The sequence below is a fragment of the Caproiciproducens puteiluti genome (assembly GCF_052442865.1).
In the GTDB taxonomy this organism is placed as follows: domain Bacteria; phylum Bacillota; class Clostridia; order Oscillospirales; family Acutalibacteraceae; genus Caproiciproducens.
On sequence record NZ_CP194790.1, the window covers coordinates 2,122,075 to 2,136,030 of the forward strand.

A 13,956-nucleotide genomic window follows, 5' to 3' on the forward strand; every position below is an offset into this window, starting at 1 on the left:
ATCTCTATCAATTACTCTACAACTGCAAGAATATCGCTCTGGCGAACGATGGTAAATTCCTCACCGTCAATCTTGATTTCGGTTCCGGAATACTTGTTCGTTATGACTCTGTCGCCCTTTTTCACATACATTTTAACTTCTTTGCCGTCCACAACGCCGCCGGGTCCTACCTCAATCACATCCGCGATCTGCGGCTTTTCCTTTGCGGAGCCGGCAAGAAGAATACCGCCCTTTGTGGTCTCCTCGGCTTCTTCCATTTTAATTAAAATTCTGTCTGCCAATGGTTTAATAGTCATAATATGTCCTCCTTCAAATAATTGATTTGTTTTAGCACTCACAATCCCCGAGTGCTAAGATATATTCTATATACTTATGTCCGGAAAATCAAGTGCTTTTTTCTAAAAATCTTCAATTTCATAAATTATTTACAATTATTGTGAATTTTTTAGATTTCTAAACCGGGACAATAAAATTAACCGCGTTCGGAACCACCTCAAAACGGAGGCTTCTGATTACGGCGCACTCGCCGTCAAAATTCGCGATGGCCAGATTCGGCGCTGTGATTTCCATTTTCTTTCCCCGGCAAAACGTCAGAAGGCTTCTGAATTTTTCGGATTCCAGATGTCCGCCGTTCTTGTAGATCTTAATCAGGGTCGGAATTTTATACAGGGGCGGCTTTTTGATCAGCACAAAATCCAGCAGCCCGTCGTCCGGGACGGCCTGCGGCGCGCCGCAAAAGCCCCCGCCGTAATACTTTCCGCTGCCGGCCAGAGCGAACAGATAAGTGCCGTCAAACCTTTTGCCGCCGTCGATCAGAATCTCCAGCTGTTCACCCAGTTTTCCGGCAAGCACTTTTGCAACCGCCAGATTATAGGCCATAGGCCCGCTGATAAAGGGAATGTCCTTGAATTTCACCATTTCAAAAGCGACCCTGGCGTCCAGCCCCACGGAACAAAGGTTAATGGAATACTGCCCGTTGGAATGAATCATATCCACGGAGCGGGAGTGTGCTTTCAACTGCTTTTTTAAGGATAAAAAGTTCGCGGCCTCCCCAAAAGTTTTGATATAGTCATTGCCGGAACCGCAGGGGAAAATTCCCACCTCGGCATTTTTTCTCCCGATCGCGCCGGCCGCCGTCTCGCTCAGCGTCCCATCTCCTCCGACAGCGTAAATCCGGACCGCATCCCCTTTTCCGCTCTCTGTTTCCGCAAGCTCGGTGGCATGCTTCGGCCTCTCGGTGACATAACACGAAAATTCAATTCCGTTCGCCTCCAGATATTTGCGGATAGCAGGAAACACCGTATCATAAGCATTCTTTTTACCGGCGACGGGATTCACAATAAATACATACCGCATGATAGCCTCCAGCTGAAATGATTTGAGGAATATTATTTAAAATACATGTAGTATTGGCATTTAATCATGCCGTTGTAAAGCTTTCTGCGCCGGTCGGCCTTGCGGCCGTAACAATCTTCAAAGGTCTCGTCCGGGCTGATAATGGAGTAGCTCCATCCATGCCTTTGTTCAAAAACGCTGCCCATGGTCCTGTAAAGTTCTTCCGCCTGACGCATGTCCAATAGGCGCTCCCCATAGGGAGGATTACAGATCACGCAGCCGTATTCGCCCACCGGCGTGAAATCCTCTATCCCCCGTTTTTCCGCGTGAATCTGGGAAATAACTCCGGCCTTTTTCGCATTTTCCAGCGTGAGCGTGACCGCCGCGCCGTCAATGTCGTAGCCGTGAGCGGTAAACGGAGCGTCGCGCAGAACCATACTCTGCGCGCGTACCTTTTCCTTTTGCCAAAGGGTCTTATCGATACAGTCCCAGCGTTCGGCGGAAAAATGACGCTGCAGGCCCGGGGCGATATTCAGCGCGTACATGGCGGCCTCGATCAGAAGCGTACCGGAACCGCAGAACGGGTCGATAAAATTCGCGTCGTGCCGTACGCGGGAAAGATGCACCATGCAGGCGGCAAGCGTCTCCTTAATCGGCGCCTCCGTGGAGCTTGCGCGGTATCCCCGCTTGTGAAGCCCCTCTCCGGAGGTATCGATCATGATGCTGACCTGGTCCTTCATGATCAGGAACTGGACCTGGTAAAGCGTTCCCGTCTCCTCGAACCAGCCGACATGGTACTTTTGCTTCAAACGCTCCACAATCGCTTTTTTGATGATGGACTGGCAGTCGGGAACACTGGACAGCTTGGAACTCAGGCTGCGCCCCTTGACCGGGAAACGGTCGTCTTTCCCGATCCACCGCTCCCACGGCAGGGCCTTTACCCCCTGAAAGAGCTCCTCAAAGCTGAGCGCCCGGAAATTTCCCATCTGCACGAGCACGCGTTCCCCGTAACGCGACCAGAGATTTGCCCGGACAAGCATTTCGTCGGAGCCGTCAAAAACGACCCGTCCGTTCTGGGGCTCCACATTTTTCGCGTCCATTGCACGCAGTTCTTCCGCCACAAGGCCTTCCACCCCGAGAAGGCAGGGGCATACCAATTTAAAATGATCCATATTCCACTCCAAAATTAAAATATGGGGCTGCGACAGTACGCAGCCCCAATCGTTATAGAAAACTATTCTCTATCAGGCACCGTGCTTTATCACCAAAACAGTGCGGGTGCGAATATTCTATTATTCCGTATCCGGCTCTAATAATCCATAATTCCCGTCCTTGCGCTTATAAACCACATTGATTTCTCCGCTTTGCTCGTCACGGAACATAAAGAACTGGTGACCGAGCAGATTCATTTGAAGAATCGCTTCCTCCGTGCTGAGAGGCTTTACAAAAAAGTGCTTGGTACGAACGATCTTATATTCGCTGTCGTCCTCCTCGGCAGTATGCAGATAATCCTGTACATACTGGTCAAGTGCGGCAGAATGGATTTCTTTCTCAAGCCTTGTCTTATTTTTACGGATTTGTCTGCCCAGCGCGCTGATCACCTGGTCCAACGCGTCGTTCATCTCAAAGTCCGTTGCTTCCGCACGATAAATCATTCCCCGCGATTTAATCGTAATTTCGACCGTCTGGCGGTTCCTTTCCAGCGTTACCACCACATTGGCCTGCGCGTCATCATCGAAAACCCTGTCAAAGCGCGACAGCTTTTTTGCAGCCAACTCCTTAAAATTATCCCTCAGATTGACCTTCCTGCCAGTAACAGTAATCTTCATATGAACATCTCCTTTTTCTATTCTTAAAAAAGAATATCGACTACCTATAATATACCATAATCATACGGCAAATAAAAGCGTCCGGAAATTTAAATGGTAATTTTCTTGTGACGGGTCACGTGGCAGCCTACGTTGACCGCTACCGGCAGCCCGGCAATGTGAGTGGGAAACTGCTCTATATTCACCGCAAGAGCCGTTGTAAGCCCGCCAAAGCCCTGAGGGCCTACGTTCAGCTCATTGACTCTTTCGAGCATCCGCTTCTCCAGATCGATGTAAAACGGGTCGGAATTCCGCTGTGAAACCGGGCGGCAGAGGGCCTGTTTTGCCAACAGCGCACATTTTTCAAAATCGCCGCCGATGCCCACTCCCAAAACAACCGGCGGGCACGGGTTCCCTCCCGCGGCCCGAACCGTTTCCGCGACAAAATCGATGATTTCATCCACGCCCGCGGACGGGGTAAACATTTTGATCCGGCTCATATTTTCGCTGCCGAAGCCTTTCGGAGCTGCGGTAATCGTAAGCTTGTCCCCGGAAACCAGGCGCAGATGGATGACGGCGGGCGTGTTGTCCCCCGTATTTCCCCTGCGGATAGGGTCCGCAGCCACCGAACAGCGCAGCCTGCCTTCGAGATACCCCTGACGCACCCCTTCGTTGACGGCGTCCTCAAACGAGCCGCCGGTCAGGTGAACCTCCTGCCCGATTTCGGCAAAAACCACAGCCATGCCCGTGTCCTGACAGATGGGGATTTCGAGCTCCCGCGCGGCATTCATATTTTCGCACAGATCGCACAGAACGGCCTTGCCAATCGGGGACGTTTCCTTCTGCGAGGCGGCGGCGATACTGCTTTCAAGGTCCTCCGGCAGAACGCGATTCGCGTCAATAAAAAGCTTTTTAAGCGCTTCGGTAATCTGTGAAACAGTAATCTCTCTCATACGCATTCCCTCATTGAATGATTTTTCCGTTGGCGATCACATAGTTCGGTTTGGAAGTCATTTCGAGCGGATTGCCGTCAAAGACGACCATATCCGCATCTTTTCCGGGTTCAATCGAACCCACCCTGCCGTCAATTCCGCAGATTTTCGCCGGGTTGATGGTAATCGCCTTTAAAGCGTCCTCATAGCGCATTCCCTCGCGCACAGCAAGCGCCGCACAGGTCGGAAGATACTGCAGCGGAACGACGGGATGATCGGTGATAATCGCTATAAGGATTCCCGCATTTGCGAGAATTCCCGGATTTTGCGGCGTTAAATTTTTCAGCTCCGGTTTGGAGCGGTCGCAAAGGAAGGGACCGGCCAGTACCCGTACACCGTCCTTTGCCAGCGAATCCGCAATCAGGTGCCCCTCCGTACCGTGGACAATCACGTAATTCAGGTGAAATTCTTTGGCAATGCGGATGGCGGTAAAAATATCGTCGGCGCGGTGCGCGTGGAAATGCACCTCTATTTCGCCCCTGAGAGCGGGAAGCAGTGCTTCGGACTTCATATCGAATTCGGGCGCGTCAAAGTCCTCGTCGGTCTCCGAGCGCTCCAGATCCTTCTGATACCGCTGCGCCTTGAAAAGCTCCTCGCGAATCAGGGCGGCTGTCGCCATCCTTGTGGAGGGGGCAAGATTTTTACCGTGATATACGGATTTTGGATTCTCCCCCAGCGCCATTTTAATGGCAACAGGAGCTTTTACAAGCATGTCGTCGATCCGGCCCCCGCAGGTTTTGATCGCGGCGAGCTGGCCGCCGACCGGGTTGGCGCTGCCGGGACCGGTCACAACCGTCGTAACACCGGCGGCAAGGCCTTCGCTGAAGCAGCGGTCGATGGGATTGATTGCGTCAATGGCGCGCAGCTGCGGCGTAACGGGATCTGTTTCCTCGTTTCCGTCGTCCCCCTCAAAAGTAAGGCCGTCCTCCCACATGCCGAGATGCGTGTGCGCGTCCACAAAGCCCGGATAAACCCCCGCTCCCTGAACGTCGAGGACCTCCTCATCCTGTCCGGGCCGTACGGAGCCGGAGCCCAAAGAATCGATTTTATCGCCTTTTGTGCGAACCCAGCCGTCTTCTATGACTTTGCCCGCCATCGTATAAATTTTCGCATGAATGATCAGCATTGTTTTTCCTCCAACAAAAAAGCGGAGTGCGTACACTCCGCTCAAATTATTTCGACTGGCCGGAACCGCCGTGCTTGGAAAAGCCACCGCGCTTTGACTCCACACACCTTTTCAGATCCGACATCTTTTCATCACTTGTCTGCTTGAACTTGGACATCATATCCTCAAAGCTTGTCGCTTCGCTTCTCCTGCCCTGCCACTCATAGCTTCCCGGTCTGGATACGCGTGGAGCGGGAGCATTGCTTCGCGGTGCGGGTGGAATGGCCTTTTTCATGGAAAGGCTGACTTTCCCGTCTTCGCTGATGCTCATTACCTTGACCTTCACCATTTGGTTTTCAGTCACGAAGTCGCGTATTTCCTTAACAAAGGTGGGTGCGACTTCCGAAATGTGCACCATACCGGTTTTGCCGCCCGGCAGCTCTACAAAAGCGCCGAATTTTGTAATGCCCGTAACTTTTCCTTCCAGGATCGTTCCTACCTCAAGCTGCATATGTAAGTGATTTCCTCCTTAATAATAGAGCGATTAATTCCCTGCAATATTAACAAAAACACGTTCTCCCGGCTTGGCAAAATTCAGGCTTTCGCGCGCAACGCGTTCAATATAATCGCTGTTACCATTTGCGCCTGTGCTCAGAGCATGTTTTATGTCCTCATTTTTTACCTGCTGAATAACGATCTTCTGCTTAACGGCCGCAAGTTCCTGGCGTTTCTGACTGATCTGAACCTGTTGATTAACAAGCGCAACAATCGTATAGATTGCAAAAGCAAAGATAGCCGTACGCAGCAAAAAACTGCCCTTTTGCTTTTTTTTCTTGATAACCTTCATAACTCAGCGGCGCCTCCTAAGCTTTGCTGTCTTTTTCCGCTTCTTTTTCTTTTTCCGTTCAGGCTTTGCTTTGAAATGATTATACACTATTTCACGGTGATGTTTCAAGCATTTTTTCAGATTTGACGCGACTATTTTTGTATTCTTACCAATTTTCTTCAGAACAGAGAGAAGCAAATGAGATATTTTAGCAAGTAATTTCTTAATAGGAACAATAATGAACTTTCGGACGATTCTCGCTATCAAACGGAACACACGGTAGGTTACCGTGCCTACCGTCAAATAATACAGGCACCAGCCGATTCCTTCCCCCGCCAGAATATAAAACCTTACTTCTCCGTAATTGACGCCCAGGGCAAGCAGGAAGGTAACAAACGCCGCCGTGACCATATAGAACAGGTCCTGAAAAAACACGGCGCGGCGCTCCGACTGAAATACGGTGCGAAAGATGCGGAAAATATCATAATACGCGCCCAGGAATACACCGGCAACAATGGCAATGACAAACCCCTGTAACTGGGCAGTGAGAGATAAATTCAAATAACCTCACTCCCCTATTTAAACAGCCTCGAGAACAAGCCGCCTGAAAGCTGATTTTCAACATAGGACATGGCGCTGATATCGCCGGTCAAGGTCAGTTCGCCGGTTTCAATATTCAATTTATTGATCTGCAGCTTTGTCCCCTTAATAATCAGCTGGCCAAGGTCGGTGTAAGCGACAATGGTCTGTTCGTCAAAGCTGTCAACATTGGAAACGCCGGTGGCAGTCAGCGCGCGACGGTTTTCAAGGATCAGGCTGTGCGGTACTTTTACAGACTTTTTTTCTTCAGCCATTTCAAGACCCTCCTATTCATTCATACCAATTTGTATGCATAAATGGAAGGACATATACTTAAAGGTTCGCGGGTCCGTCCGACAGAACGCGGTACATTTCCGCGGCCTCTTCCTTTTTCGCGTATTCGTTTACGCTGAGCACCTGCGCCTTTACGCTGCGCGAACCGAGCTGCAGCTCCAGAATATCGTCCACCTTTACGTCGTAGGAGGCTCTGGCCGATTTTCCGTTCACAAGCACCCGGCCAGCGTCGCAGGCTTCATTCGCGATCGTGCGGCGTTTAATGATACGGGATATTTTCAGATATTTGTCCAATCGCATAGTACAACCCTTTCTGAACATAAATAAAAGGCTGTAACGTCATAGTCTGTTACAGCCTTTTATGAGAACCGTTTTATTTTATTTAGCTGTAGCGTCCTTAAATGCTTTGCCCGCCTTAAAAGCAGGGACTTTGGAAGCGGGAATAGTAATGGGAGAATTTGTTCTCGGGTCGCGGCCCTGTCTCTCACTGCGGCTACGTACTTCAAACGTACCAAAACCAACAATCTGGACTTTCTCATCTTCGGAAACAGCTTTAACGATTGTGTCAATCATTGCATTGACAGCATTATCGGCATCTTTTTTGGACATACCTGCCTTTTCAGCAACAGCAGCAATTAATTCTGTTTTGTTCATAATATTTGACCTCCGTTTTTTTATTATTATTCAACAGCAGAAAGCTGAGAATGATTAATTTGTCTTAGCTTCATTCCAAAGAGAATCAAGCTGTTCCAGCGACAAAGAAGACATATCGGCCCCGCGTTCATTTGCAAGCTGTTCCATTTTCTGAAAGCGCGAGATAAATTTATCACAGGAAAAGCTTAAGGCCTGCTCAGGCTCCACTTTTAAAAACCGCGAAACATTCACGACAGAAAATAAAAGGTCGCCCAATTCTTCCACGCGGTCTTCCCAGCTTCCATGGTCTATCGCTTCCCTTAATTCACAGGTTTCTTCCGCAACCTTATCAAGCGCGCCGGAAATATCGGGCCAGTCAAACCCGACCTTCGCGGCCTTATGCTGCACCTTGGCGCTTCGCATCAAAGCGGGCAAGGCTTTCGAGACGCTTTGCAGAACTTCCGTCTGGGTTGCCTGATTTTTGGTTTCCTTTTTGATCGCGTCCCAGTTGACAAGAACCTCGTCGGAACTGTTGACGACCGTGCTGCCAAAAACATGGGGATGACGGATAATCATCTTTTGGGCAATCCCGTCCACCACATCTGAAAAATCAAAACGGCCGGTTTCCTTTTCAAGCTGAGAATGAAACAACACCTGAAGAAGGACGTCGCCCAACTCTTCCTTTAAAAGCTCCGTATCCTCATTGTCAATTGCCTCGACGACCTCATAAGTCTCTTCAATAAAACAATTTCGGATACTTTGATGTGTCTGTTCTTTGTCCCACGGACAGCCCCCCGGAGAACGGAGAATTGCCATGATATCCAGCAAATCCTGCATGCTGTATTTTTCCTTGAACTGAAAATCCAAAACAAATATCTCCTGTGAAAGAAAGTATCGGATAAACTGCTATCATTTTACCTTATCCAATTATGTTTTTCAAGTATTTTCACAATTTTTTGTCCTTTTGGAAGCATAAGCATATCGTTTGCATTCAGAGCCTTAAACCACAGCATGCAGATGACATAAATTACTCCCGCAGCGGCGATGGCCAGCAGGGTCGCGATCTTTCCCAGTCCGAGCATCGCACCCGCCTTCTGAATGAAAAACGCGGCCGATACGCAGATGATGGAGGCCAGCAGAGGCTTCAGGAATATGCTCACGAAATTGATTGTGATCTTTGCTTCCCGGCAAAGGAAGAACAGGGCAAAAATCATAATAAAAATATAGCACACCAGAGTTCCGGTCCCCGCGCCCATCACGTTGATTTCGGGAATCCCGACCAGCGTGTAGTTTAAAACCAGCTTAATTGCCAGACCGACGGCCAGCAGCTTTACAGGCAGATCCACCCGGCCCACCGCCTGAAGCATGCTGTTGATCGGCGTGCTCATCGCAGCGAAGATCGCGCCAAGCCCCAGCAGTACCAGAATTCTGCCGATAACCGTGGGCGCGTTCTGAGAACCGTACAGCAAAGTCGCGATCGGCGTGGAGAGTACGGAGAGCCCCAATCCTGCCGGTATGGTTAGCATTGCCACAATTCGAAGAACCGATTCAATGCTTCGCTTAATTTTTTTCGGATTTCCGCCCGTCCAGGCTTCCGTGACGTTCGGAAGAGCGCTGACGCCGAACGCCTGCGTAATGGCGGGCACCAGCATAAACAGGGTCGAGGCGTTGGAGAAGCAGCCAAACAGAAAAGTAGGTACATTGTTGAGCTTGACGACGGAGTCCGGCATCACGTTCGCGTACATGCCGATCAACACCTGGGAATGCTCGGACATGATATCATTGATGCGCTTCTGCAGGAACGTACTGTCGATAAAGGTGGAAAGATTGACCGCAAGCGAACCCAGCGCAATCGGGATGGCCGTTTTAATCAGGCGGACGGTCGTATATTTCATGGGCAGCGGGCGGGGGGACGCGCGAAGCATCTCTTTCGTGATTCCGTCGCTGTGCCTTTTGTGGTAAATAAAAAGATAGAGGAAACCGAAAACGGAGCCGATGGTAACGCCGAAAATCGCCCCCGCGGCCGCGTAAGGGAGCGTGGCGATCTTCGCATATTCCGCCGAAGCCATTTTCACGCCGTAAACCGTACCGCTCGCCGCGAATTCCTTCAACCCGGACTGAATAATCATCGACGCAATGGCAAGGCCGAAAATCAGCTTGCACAGCGCTTCCACGATTTCGGAGATCGCGGTGGGATACATGTTGCGAAGGCCCTCATAGTATCCCCGGTAGATCGCCATCAGGCTGTTGAAGAGGATCGCCGGAGCAAGGGCGTAAATCGCGGGAAGGGCGTTTTGCGGGTTGTTTCCGACCGCGTAGGAAACATAGGGCTTCGCCCCGAAAAACATAATGGAAAAAGCGACAATGCCGAGAAACAGGAATATCTTTATGGAAACCGTATGGATCTGTCGGATGTCGCGGTACCGGCCTCGGGCAGAGTTTTCCGACACAAGGCGGGAAATAGCGATCGGGAAACCCGCCGTGGCAAGGCTGAAAATCGGAAAATACAGAGAATACGCATTTCCAAAATAGCCGTTACCAACGGGTGTCAGTATCCAGGCGAGCGGAATTTTAAACAGCGCTCCGATAATCTTTACCAGGGCAATCGCTACCATCAGGATTAAAGCGCCGTGTAAAAAGCTCTGCTTGCCAACGGCCGCGGTCCTTTTGTTTTCCATTGCGACACATCCATTCCAAAGTAATCACATGATTTTCTATCCGTAAACAACAAACGCCCCTTTCCCACGGAAAGAGGAACTTCTGTTGCACACATCATCTCATGGTAAATAGTATACTAAATAAGTTAAAATATTATGAACATTATTCCAGACATTGAAAAAGAGGGGTGCTACGCCCCTCTCTTTAATAAATGCCGAACGATCTCAGTCATCCGAAAGCTTATGGCCGCATTTACTGCAGTAATCCGCGTTCTGCGGATTTTCCTCACCGCAGTTCTTGCAAACCATTCTGGCGCGCATGGCGACCAGCTGCTCATTGACAGCGTCAAGCTGCTCATATAAATCATCTATTGCGGTAATGCATTCACTGACAAGGTCAGACGAGTCGTTATCGGTCTTTTTGGCTTCATAAACCGTCCTGCCAAGCGATTCAAAGCGCTTTGAAATTTCATTGTTCAGATCGGCAGCGTTTATTCTAAGCTTAGAGACATCAACAAACTGACCTGCTTTTTTGCCGACAACATTCACCGCGGACTTCGCGTTGACAACGACATCTTCAAACAGTCCCATAATAGCACACTCCTTTTATTAGGTTTTCTTACTGAAATTATATTCCAACGGCAGAGGAATTGCAATAAAATTCATCAATATATCCCACCGCCGATGAACTCGCGGATAATGGAATCCCGGGGAACAAATTCACTGTTGATCGGAGTAAACTTCTCAAGGCTTTGGACGAGTTTCTCCGTCAAAGGGTACTGCCCGCAATCGGGTGAAACGGTTTTCAGAAGAGGGATGGCCTGATTTGCCAGCACACAGGTTTCATAGGTATGCAGCGAATTGATGGTATAATCGGCGCCGCTGCGGTAGGGTTTAATGTATTTCCTCTCCCCATCCATCACCGTCGGCCACATTTCCAGCGTCCGCACCGGCTTAGCGCCCCGGAAATTGTAATCCCTTACAATCCTTCGCACCAGCCTCATTTCATTCGCGTCAAACAGCTGTCTGTTCCCTTCGTGAATCCCCTGCTTCACACTAATATAGATTTTACATACGTCCTCCTGGGGCAGCTTATCGATAAAAACCGGATTCAACGCGTGGATTCCTTCCACTATGGCGATGTCGTGCTCCCGCAAAGACACATGACGCCTGTGCGGATACGGCATGTGGATTTCAAAATTGAAAACCGGCATCGTGCAGTGGCGGTTCTCGATCAGGGAAAGAAGGCATCTTTCAATATCGGGAACATCCAGCGCGTCCACGGACTCATAATCGTGCTGCCCGTTGGCAAGCACCGGAGCCTGCCTCTCCCCGCGGTAAAAATCATCCAGAGAGATGATGGTGGAACCGATTCCGATCGACTGAAATGCGTTTTTCAAAAGATTCGAGGTGGTTGTTTTTCCGCTGCTGGACGGGCCGGAAAGCATAATCAGCCTGCAGTTTCGCTTTTGTCCGGCAATGGTTCTGGCTATCTTTCGGATGCTCTGGTGATAGGCCTCTTCTGTCCGCATAACAAAAGCTTCCGGCTGCGCGGATGCCACGGCATTGATCTTACTGAGCTCGTTCTGATACTCTACAAAATTGCTCATAAACAGTTTTCACCTGATCTTTTCTAATAATCATTTCCTCAAAGCGATTGATATATTCATAGGGATATTTAAAGTTGAAAATGCGGGTAAGTCCGTCCGAGTACGGGTCCTTGATTTTGCTGGCGGCACCCGCGCCGCAGGCGAGGATCGTCTGGGACTCATCCATAATCACAACATTGTACGGGCTTTCAAAGCCGGGCTTCGCCCATCCGGTATTTTCCAGATTGCCCACCATCCGGCTCTGCCGGTAAAGGTAATACGGCAGATACCCGTGCGAAAGCAGCCGGCTGTCGGCGTAATCCAGCATTTCCGACGCCTGGGCGCCGCTTACAAAGGGCTCGCTTCCCTCCTGAAAAATCCTGGCCGAACGCTTCAGGGCAAGCGTGTGGACCGTAACGCTTTCCGGGGCAAGGCGGATCACTTCATCCAAAGTGGACATAAAGCTCTCCACCGTGTCCTGCGGCAGTCCCGCAATCAGATCCATATTGATATTGCCGAAGCCGTGTTCACGCGCCAGCGCGAAAGCCGAAAGGGTCTGCGCGGTCGTATGGCGGCGGCCGATCGCTTTGAGCACTTCGTCGTTCAGCGTCTGCGGATTGATGCTGATGCGCGTAACCCCGCGCCTCTTCATTACGTCCAGCTTATCGCCGTCTATGGTGTCCGGCCTGCCCGCTTCCACGGTGAACTCACGACAGGCCGACAGGTCAAAGCTGTCGCGGATGGCGGTCAGAAGGACATCCATCTGCTGCGAGGACAGGGTCGTGGGTGTTCCCCCGCCGATGTAAACGGACTCCAGCCGCAGCTTCAGGCCGGCGGCTACTTTCGCGGTATGTCGGATTTCTTCGCAAAGAAGGGTCAGATACTGCGGAATCAGCTTTGCCGTTTTTTCCACCGACGACGAAACAAAGGAGCAGTAAGAACAGCGTGTCGGGCAGAAAGGAATGGAAACATACAGGCTGAAGGATTCCGGCCCGGACTGTGCCAGAATCTTTTCTTCACCGCGCATGGTCAGAAGGCTTAATTCCGTTTTGGTGCCGGACACAAGAAGCTCGTTCCGAAAATAATCCAGCCCTTCCTGTTCCCCTTTTTCGGCAATCAGGCGGCGCAGCAGCTTTACCGGCCTGACTCCCGTCAGGATGCCCCACTTCGGAGTAAAGCCGCAGAACCGTGTCAGAAGGCGGAACAGCATAACCGCCATACGGCGCTCGCTGTCCTTCTGCTGAACGCTTTCCGTTAAAGCAAGCATATCCGAGTCTTCTCCTTCGTAGGAGCCGAGCTTCACACGCACGGAAATCCTCAACGCTTCCGGAAATGCTTTCAGCCCGGTGTAAACAAAGCAGTCGTCCTGCTCGTCAGCGGGCAATTCGGAAACCACTTTGATTTTTTGATAAGGAAAAAAGACGCGGCAGAGATTTTCCATTTCGTAATGGAACGAGTGTCCGTCGATCATCAGGATCATAAGACGCCGTTCCCCATATACGGATTGTTTTTTCTCTCGTATTCCAGTGTCGTTTCCCATTCGTGCCCCGGGTAAACATGATAGTCCCCCTCAAGATTCTCGAGCTTTTTCAGGGAATCCATCATCTGCGGGTAGCTCCCGGTCGGGAAATCCGTTCTGCCGCAGCTGCATTTCATCAGCGTATCGCCTGTAAAAATGGCGTCCCCCACAAGATAGCAGCAGCTGCCGATCGTATGTCCGGGCGTATGCATCACACGGATTTTCAGGCTGCCAAGCTCTATCCTATCGCCGTCGTTCAGCGAGACGTCCGCCGTAAAGGGCTCCGCCCCCAGCGGAGCGACCATGGTGGACAAGTTCAGGGAATTGTCTGAAGTAAACAGCATATCGTCGGAATAGATATAGATTTTAGCATCCGTCAGCCGTTTTAAAGAACTTACCCCCATAATATGATCAAAATGCCCGTGAGTTAACAAAATGGCTTTGACATTCTCCTTGCCCGCGGCCAGAACCGCCTCCGTCAGTCTCGGGTCCTCAAAACCCGGATCGATTACCGCCGACAGACCGGTTTCGTCATCTGTCAGAATATAGCAGTTGGTGGGCAGCGGCCCGCCGGTGATTCTAGTTACTTTCATATCTGGTCCAAGTCCTCCTGTATCTT

At 50.5% G+C, this 13,956-nt stretch carries 18 protein-coding genes; all 18 read right to left on the bottom strand.

Translation table 11 applies throughout. The features are described 5' to 3' along the window. Nucleotides 1–11 precede the first annotated feature (11 nt). The gene (locus ACRQU7_RS10310; RefSeq protein ID WP_038324283.1) at nt 12–296 is read right to left on the bottom strand and encodes a co-chaperone GroES; all 285 of its coding nucleotides are present in this window, start codon (nt 294–296) and stop codon (nt 12–14) included. 157 nt (nt 297–453) lie between these two features. Continuing rightward, nucleotides 454–1,356 carry a diacylglycerol/lipid kinase family protein gene (locus tag ACRQU7_RS10315; RefSeq protein ID WP_444640640.1) on the bottom strand — a complete coding sequence of 301 codons (903 nt, stop codon included), beginning with the start codon at nt 1,354–1,356 and terminating at the stop codon, nt 454–456. Between the two features lie 32 nt (nt 1,357–1,388). After that, nucleotides 1,389–2,507, bottom strand: coding sequence for a THUMP domain-containing class I SAM-dependent RNA methyltransferase (locus tag ACRQU7_RS10320; protein ID WP_038324285.1), 1,119 nt, complete (start codon nt 2,505–2,507; stop codon nt 1,389–1,391). Nucleotides 2,508–2,627: 120 nt separating this feature from the next. After that, nucleotides 2,628–3,164, bottom strand: a complete 537-nt coding sequence (hpf, locus tag ACRQU7_RS10325; RefSeq protein WP_141825296.1) for a ribosome hibernation-promoting factor, HPF/YfiA family — start codon at nt 3,162–3,164, stop codon at nt 2,628–2,630. An 89-nt stretch (nt 3,165–3,253) separates the two neighbouring features. Next, nucleotides 3,254–4,096: a fumarate hydratase gene (locus tag ACRQU7_RS10330; protein ID WP_444640642.1), complete on the bottom strand. Its 843-nt coding sequence runs from the start codon at nt 4,094–4,096 to the stop codon at nt 3,254–3,256. Nucleotides 4,097–4,106: 10 nt separating this feature from the next. Next, nucleotides 4,107–5,261: an amidohydrolase gene (locus ACRQU7_RS10335; RefSeq protein ID WP_038324289.1), complete on the bottom strand. Its 1,155-nt coding sequence runs from the start codon at nt 5,259–5,261 to the stop codon at nt 4,107–4,109. A 46-nt stretch (nt 5,262–5,307) separates the two neighbouring features. Then, nucleotides 5,308–5,751, bottom strand: a complete 444-nt coding sequence (locus ACRQU7_RS10340; RefSeq protein WP_038324290.1) for a S1 RNA-binding domain-containing protein — start codon at nt 5,749–5,751, stop codon at nt 5,308–5,310. A 33-nt stretch (nt 5,752–5,784) separates the two neighbouring features. Continuing rightward, a complete protein-coding gene (locus ACRQU7_RS10345; protein WP_038324291.1) occupies nt 5,785–6,087 on the bottom strand; it encodes an FtsB family cell division protein in 303 nt (100 codons plus the stop codon). A 3-nt stretch (nt 6,088–6,090) separates the two neighbouring features. Beyond that, complete coding sequence (yabQ, locus tag ACRQU7_RS10350; protein WP_444640645.1) at nt 6,091–6,627, bottom strand: spore cortex biosynthesis protein YabQ; 537 nt, start codon at nt 6,625–6,627, stop codon at nt 6,091–6,093. Between the two features lie 14 nt (nt 6,628–6,641). Continuing rightward, nucleotides 6,642–6,920: a sporulation protein YabP gene (gene yabP / locus ACRQU7_RS10355; RefSeq protein WP_444640647.1), complete on the bottom strand. Its 279-nt coding sequence runs from the start codon at nt 6,918–6,920 to the stop codon at nt 6,642–6,644. Nucleotides 6,921–6,978: 58 nt separating this feature from the next. Further along, nucleotides 6,979–7,239 carry an RNA-binding S4 domain-containing protein gene (locus ACRQU7_RS10360; RefSeq protein ID WP_444640649.1) on the bottom strand — a complete coding sequence of 87 codons (261 nt, stop codon included), beginning with the start codon at nt 7,237–7,239 and terminating at the stop codon, nt 6,979–6,981. Between the two features lie 78 nt (nt 7,240–7,317). Next, on the bottom strand, nt 7,318–7,593 hold the full coding sequence (locus ACRQU7_RS10365) for an HU family DNA-binding protein (RefSeq protein WP_038324296.1): 276 nt from the start codon (nt 7,591–7,593) through the stop codon (nt 7,318–7,320). 54 nt (nt 7,594–7,647) lie between these two features. After that, entirely contained in the window at nt 7,648–8,439 is a 792-nt protein-coding gene (gene mazG / locus ACRQU7_RS10370; protein ID WP_444640652.1) for a nucleoside triphosphate pyrophosphohydrolase, read from the bottom strand. A gap of 47 nt (nt 8,440–8,486) precedes the next feature. Beyond that, nucleotides 8,487–10,250: a putative polysaccharide biosynthesis protein gene (locus ACRQU7_RS10375; protein ID WP_444640654.1), complete on the bottom strand. Its 1,764-nt coding sequence runs from the start codon at nt 10,248–10,250 to the stop codon at nt 8,487–8,489. Between the two features lie 204 nt (nt 10,251–10,454). After that, nucleotides 10,455–10,820: a zinc-ribbon domain-containing protein gene (locus ACRQU7_RS10380; RefSeq protein WP_081928281.1), complete on the bottom strand. Its 366-nt coding sequence runs from the start codon at nt 10,818–10,820 to the stop codon at nt 10,455–10,457. A gap of 74 nt (nt 10,821–10,894) precedes the next feature. Beyond that, nucleotides 10,895–11,839, bottom strand: coding sequence for a uridine kinase family protein (locus tag ACRQU7_RS10385; RefSeq protein WP_444640657.1), 945 nt, complete (start codon nt 11,837–11,839; stop codon nt 10,895–10,897). After that, on the bottom strand, nt 11,802–13,298 hold the full coding sequence (gene hemZ, locus ACRQU7_RS10390) for a coproporphyrinogen dehydrogenase HemZ (RefSeq protein WP_444640659.1): 1,497 nt from the start codon (nt 13,296–13,298) through the stop codon (nt 11,802–11,804). Before hemZ ends, ACRQU7_RS10385 begins: the two co-directional genes overlap by 38 nt. Beyond that, the gene (locus ACRQU7_RS10395) at nt 13,295–13,930 is read right to left on the bottom strand and encodes an MBL fold metallo-hydrolase (protein ID WP_038324303.1); all 636 of its coding nucleotides are present in this window, start codon (nt 13,928–13,930) and stop codon (nt 13,295–13,297) included. Before ACRQU7_RS10395 ends, hemZ begins: the two co-directional genes overlap by 4 nt. Nucleotides 13,931–13,956 lie beyond the last annotated feature (26 nt).

What these genes read in the sequence shown, in the direction of transcription:
- ACRQU7_RS10310 (WP_038324283.1), bottom strand. Translation starts at nt 296, where the DNA reads ATGACTATTAAACCATTGGCAGACAGAATTTTAATTAAAATGGAAGAA.
- ACRQU7_RS10315 (WP_444640640.1), bottom strand. Translation starts at nt 1,356, where the DNA reads ATGCGGTATGTATTTATTGTGAATCCCGTCGCCGGTAAAAAGAATGCT.
- ACRQU7_RS10320 (WP_038324285.1), bottom strand. Translation starts at nt 2,507, where the DNA reads ATGGATCATTTTAAATTGGTATGCCCCTGCCTTCTCGGGGTGGAAGGC.
- hpf (WP_141825296.1), bottom strand. Translation starts at nt 3,164, where the DNA reads ATGAAGATTACTGTTACTGGCAGGAAGGTCAATCTGAGGGATAATTTT.
- ACRQU7_RS10330 (WP_444640642.1), bottom strand. Translation starts at nt 4,096, where the DNA reads ATGAGAGAGATTACTGTTTCACAGATTACCGAAGCGCTTAAAAAGCTT.
- ACRQU7_RS10335 (WP_038324289.1), bottom strand. Translation starts at nt 5,261, where the DNA reads ATGCTGATCATTCATGCGAAAATTTATACGATGGCGGGCAAAGTCATA.
- ACRQU7_RS10340 (WP_038324290.1), bottom strand. Translation starts at nt 5,751, where the DNA reads ATGCAGCTTGAGGTAGGAACGATCCTGGAAGGAAAAGTTACGGGCATT.
- ACRQU7_RS10345 (WP_038324291.1), bottom strand. Translation starts at nt 6,087, where the DNA reads ATGAAGGTTATCAAGAAAAAAAAGCAAAAGGGCAGTTTTTTGCTGCGT.
- yabP (WP_444640647.1), bottom strand. Translation starts at nt 6,920, where the DNA reads ATGGCTGAAGAAAAAAAGTCTGTAAAAGTACCGCACAGCCTGATCCTT.
- ACRQU7_RS10360 (WP_444640649.1), bottom strand. Translation starts at nt 7,239, where the DNA reads ATGCGATTGGACAAATATCTGAAAATATCCCGTATCATTAAACGCCGC.
- ACRQU7_RS10365 (WP_038324296.1), bottom strand. Translation starts at nt 7,593, where the DNA reads ATGAACAAAACAGAATTAATTGCTGCTGTTGCTGAAAAGGCAGGTATG.
- ACRQU7_RS10375 (WP_444640654.1), bottom strand. Translation starts at nt 10,250, where the DNA reads ATGGAAAACAAAAGGACCGCGGCCGTTGGCAAGCAGAGCTTTTTACAC.
- ACRQU7_RS10380 (WP_081928281.1), bottom strand. Translation starts at nt 10,820, where the DNA reads ATGGGACTGTTTGAAGATGTCGTTGTCAACGCGAAGTCCGCGGTGAAT.
- ACRQU7_RS10385 (WP_444640657.1), bottom strand. Translation starts at nt 11,839, where the DNA reads ATGAGCAATTTTGTAGAGTATCAGAACGAGCTCAGTAAGATCAATGCC.
- hemZ (WP_444640659.1), bottom strand. Translation starts at nt 13,298, where the DNA reads ATGATCCTGATGATCGACGGACACTCGTTCCATTACGAAATGGAAAAT.
- ACRQU7_RS10395 (WP_038324303.1), bottom strand. Translation starts at nt 13,930, where the DNA reads ATGAAAGTAACTAGAATCACCGGCGGGCCGCTGCCCACCAACTGCTAT.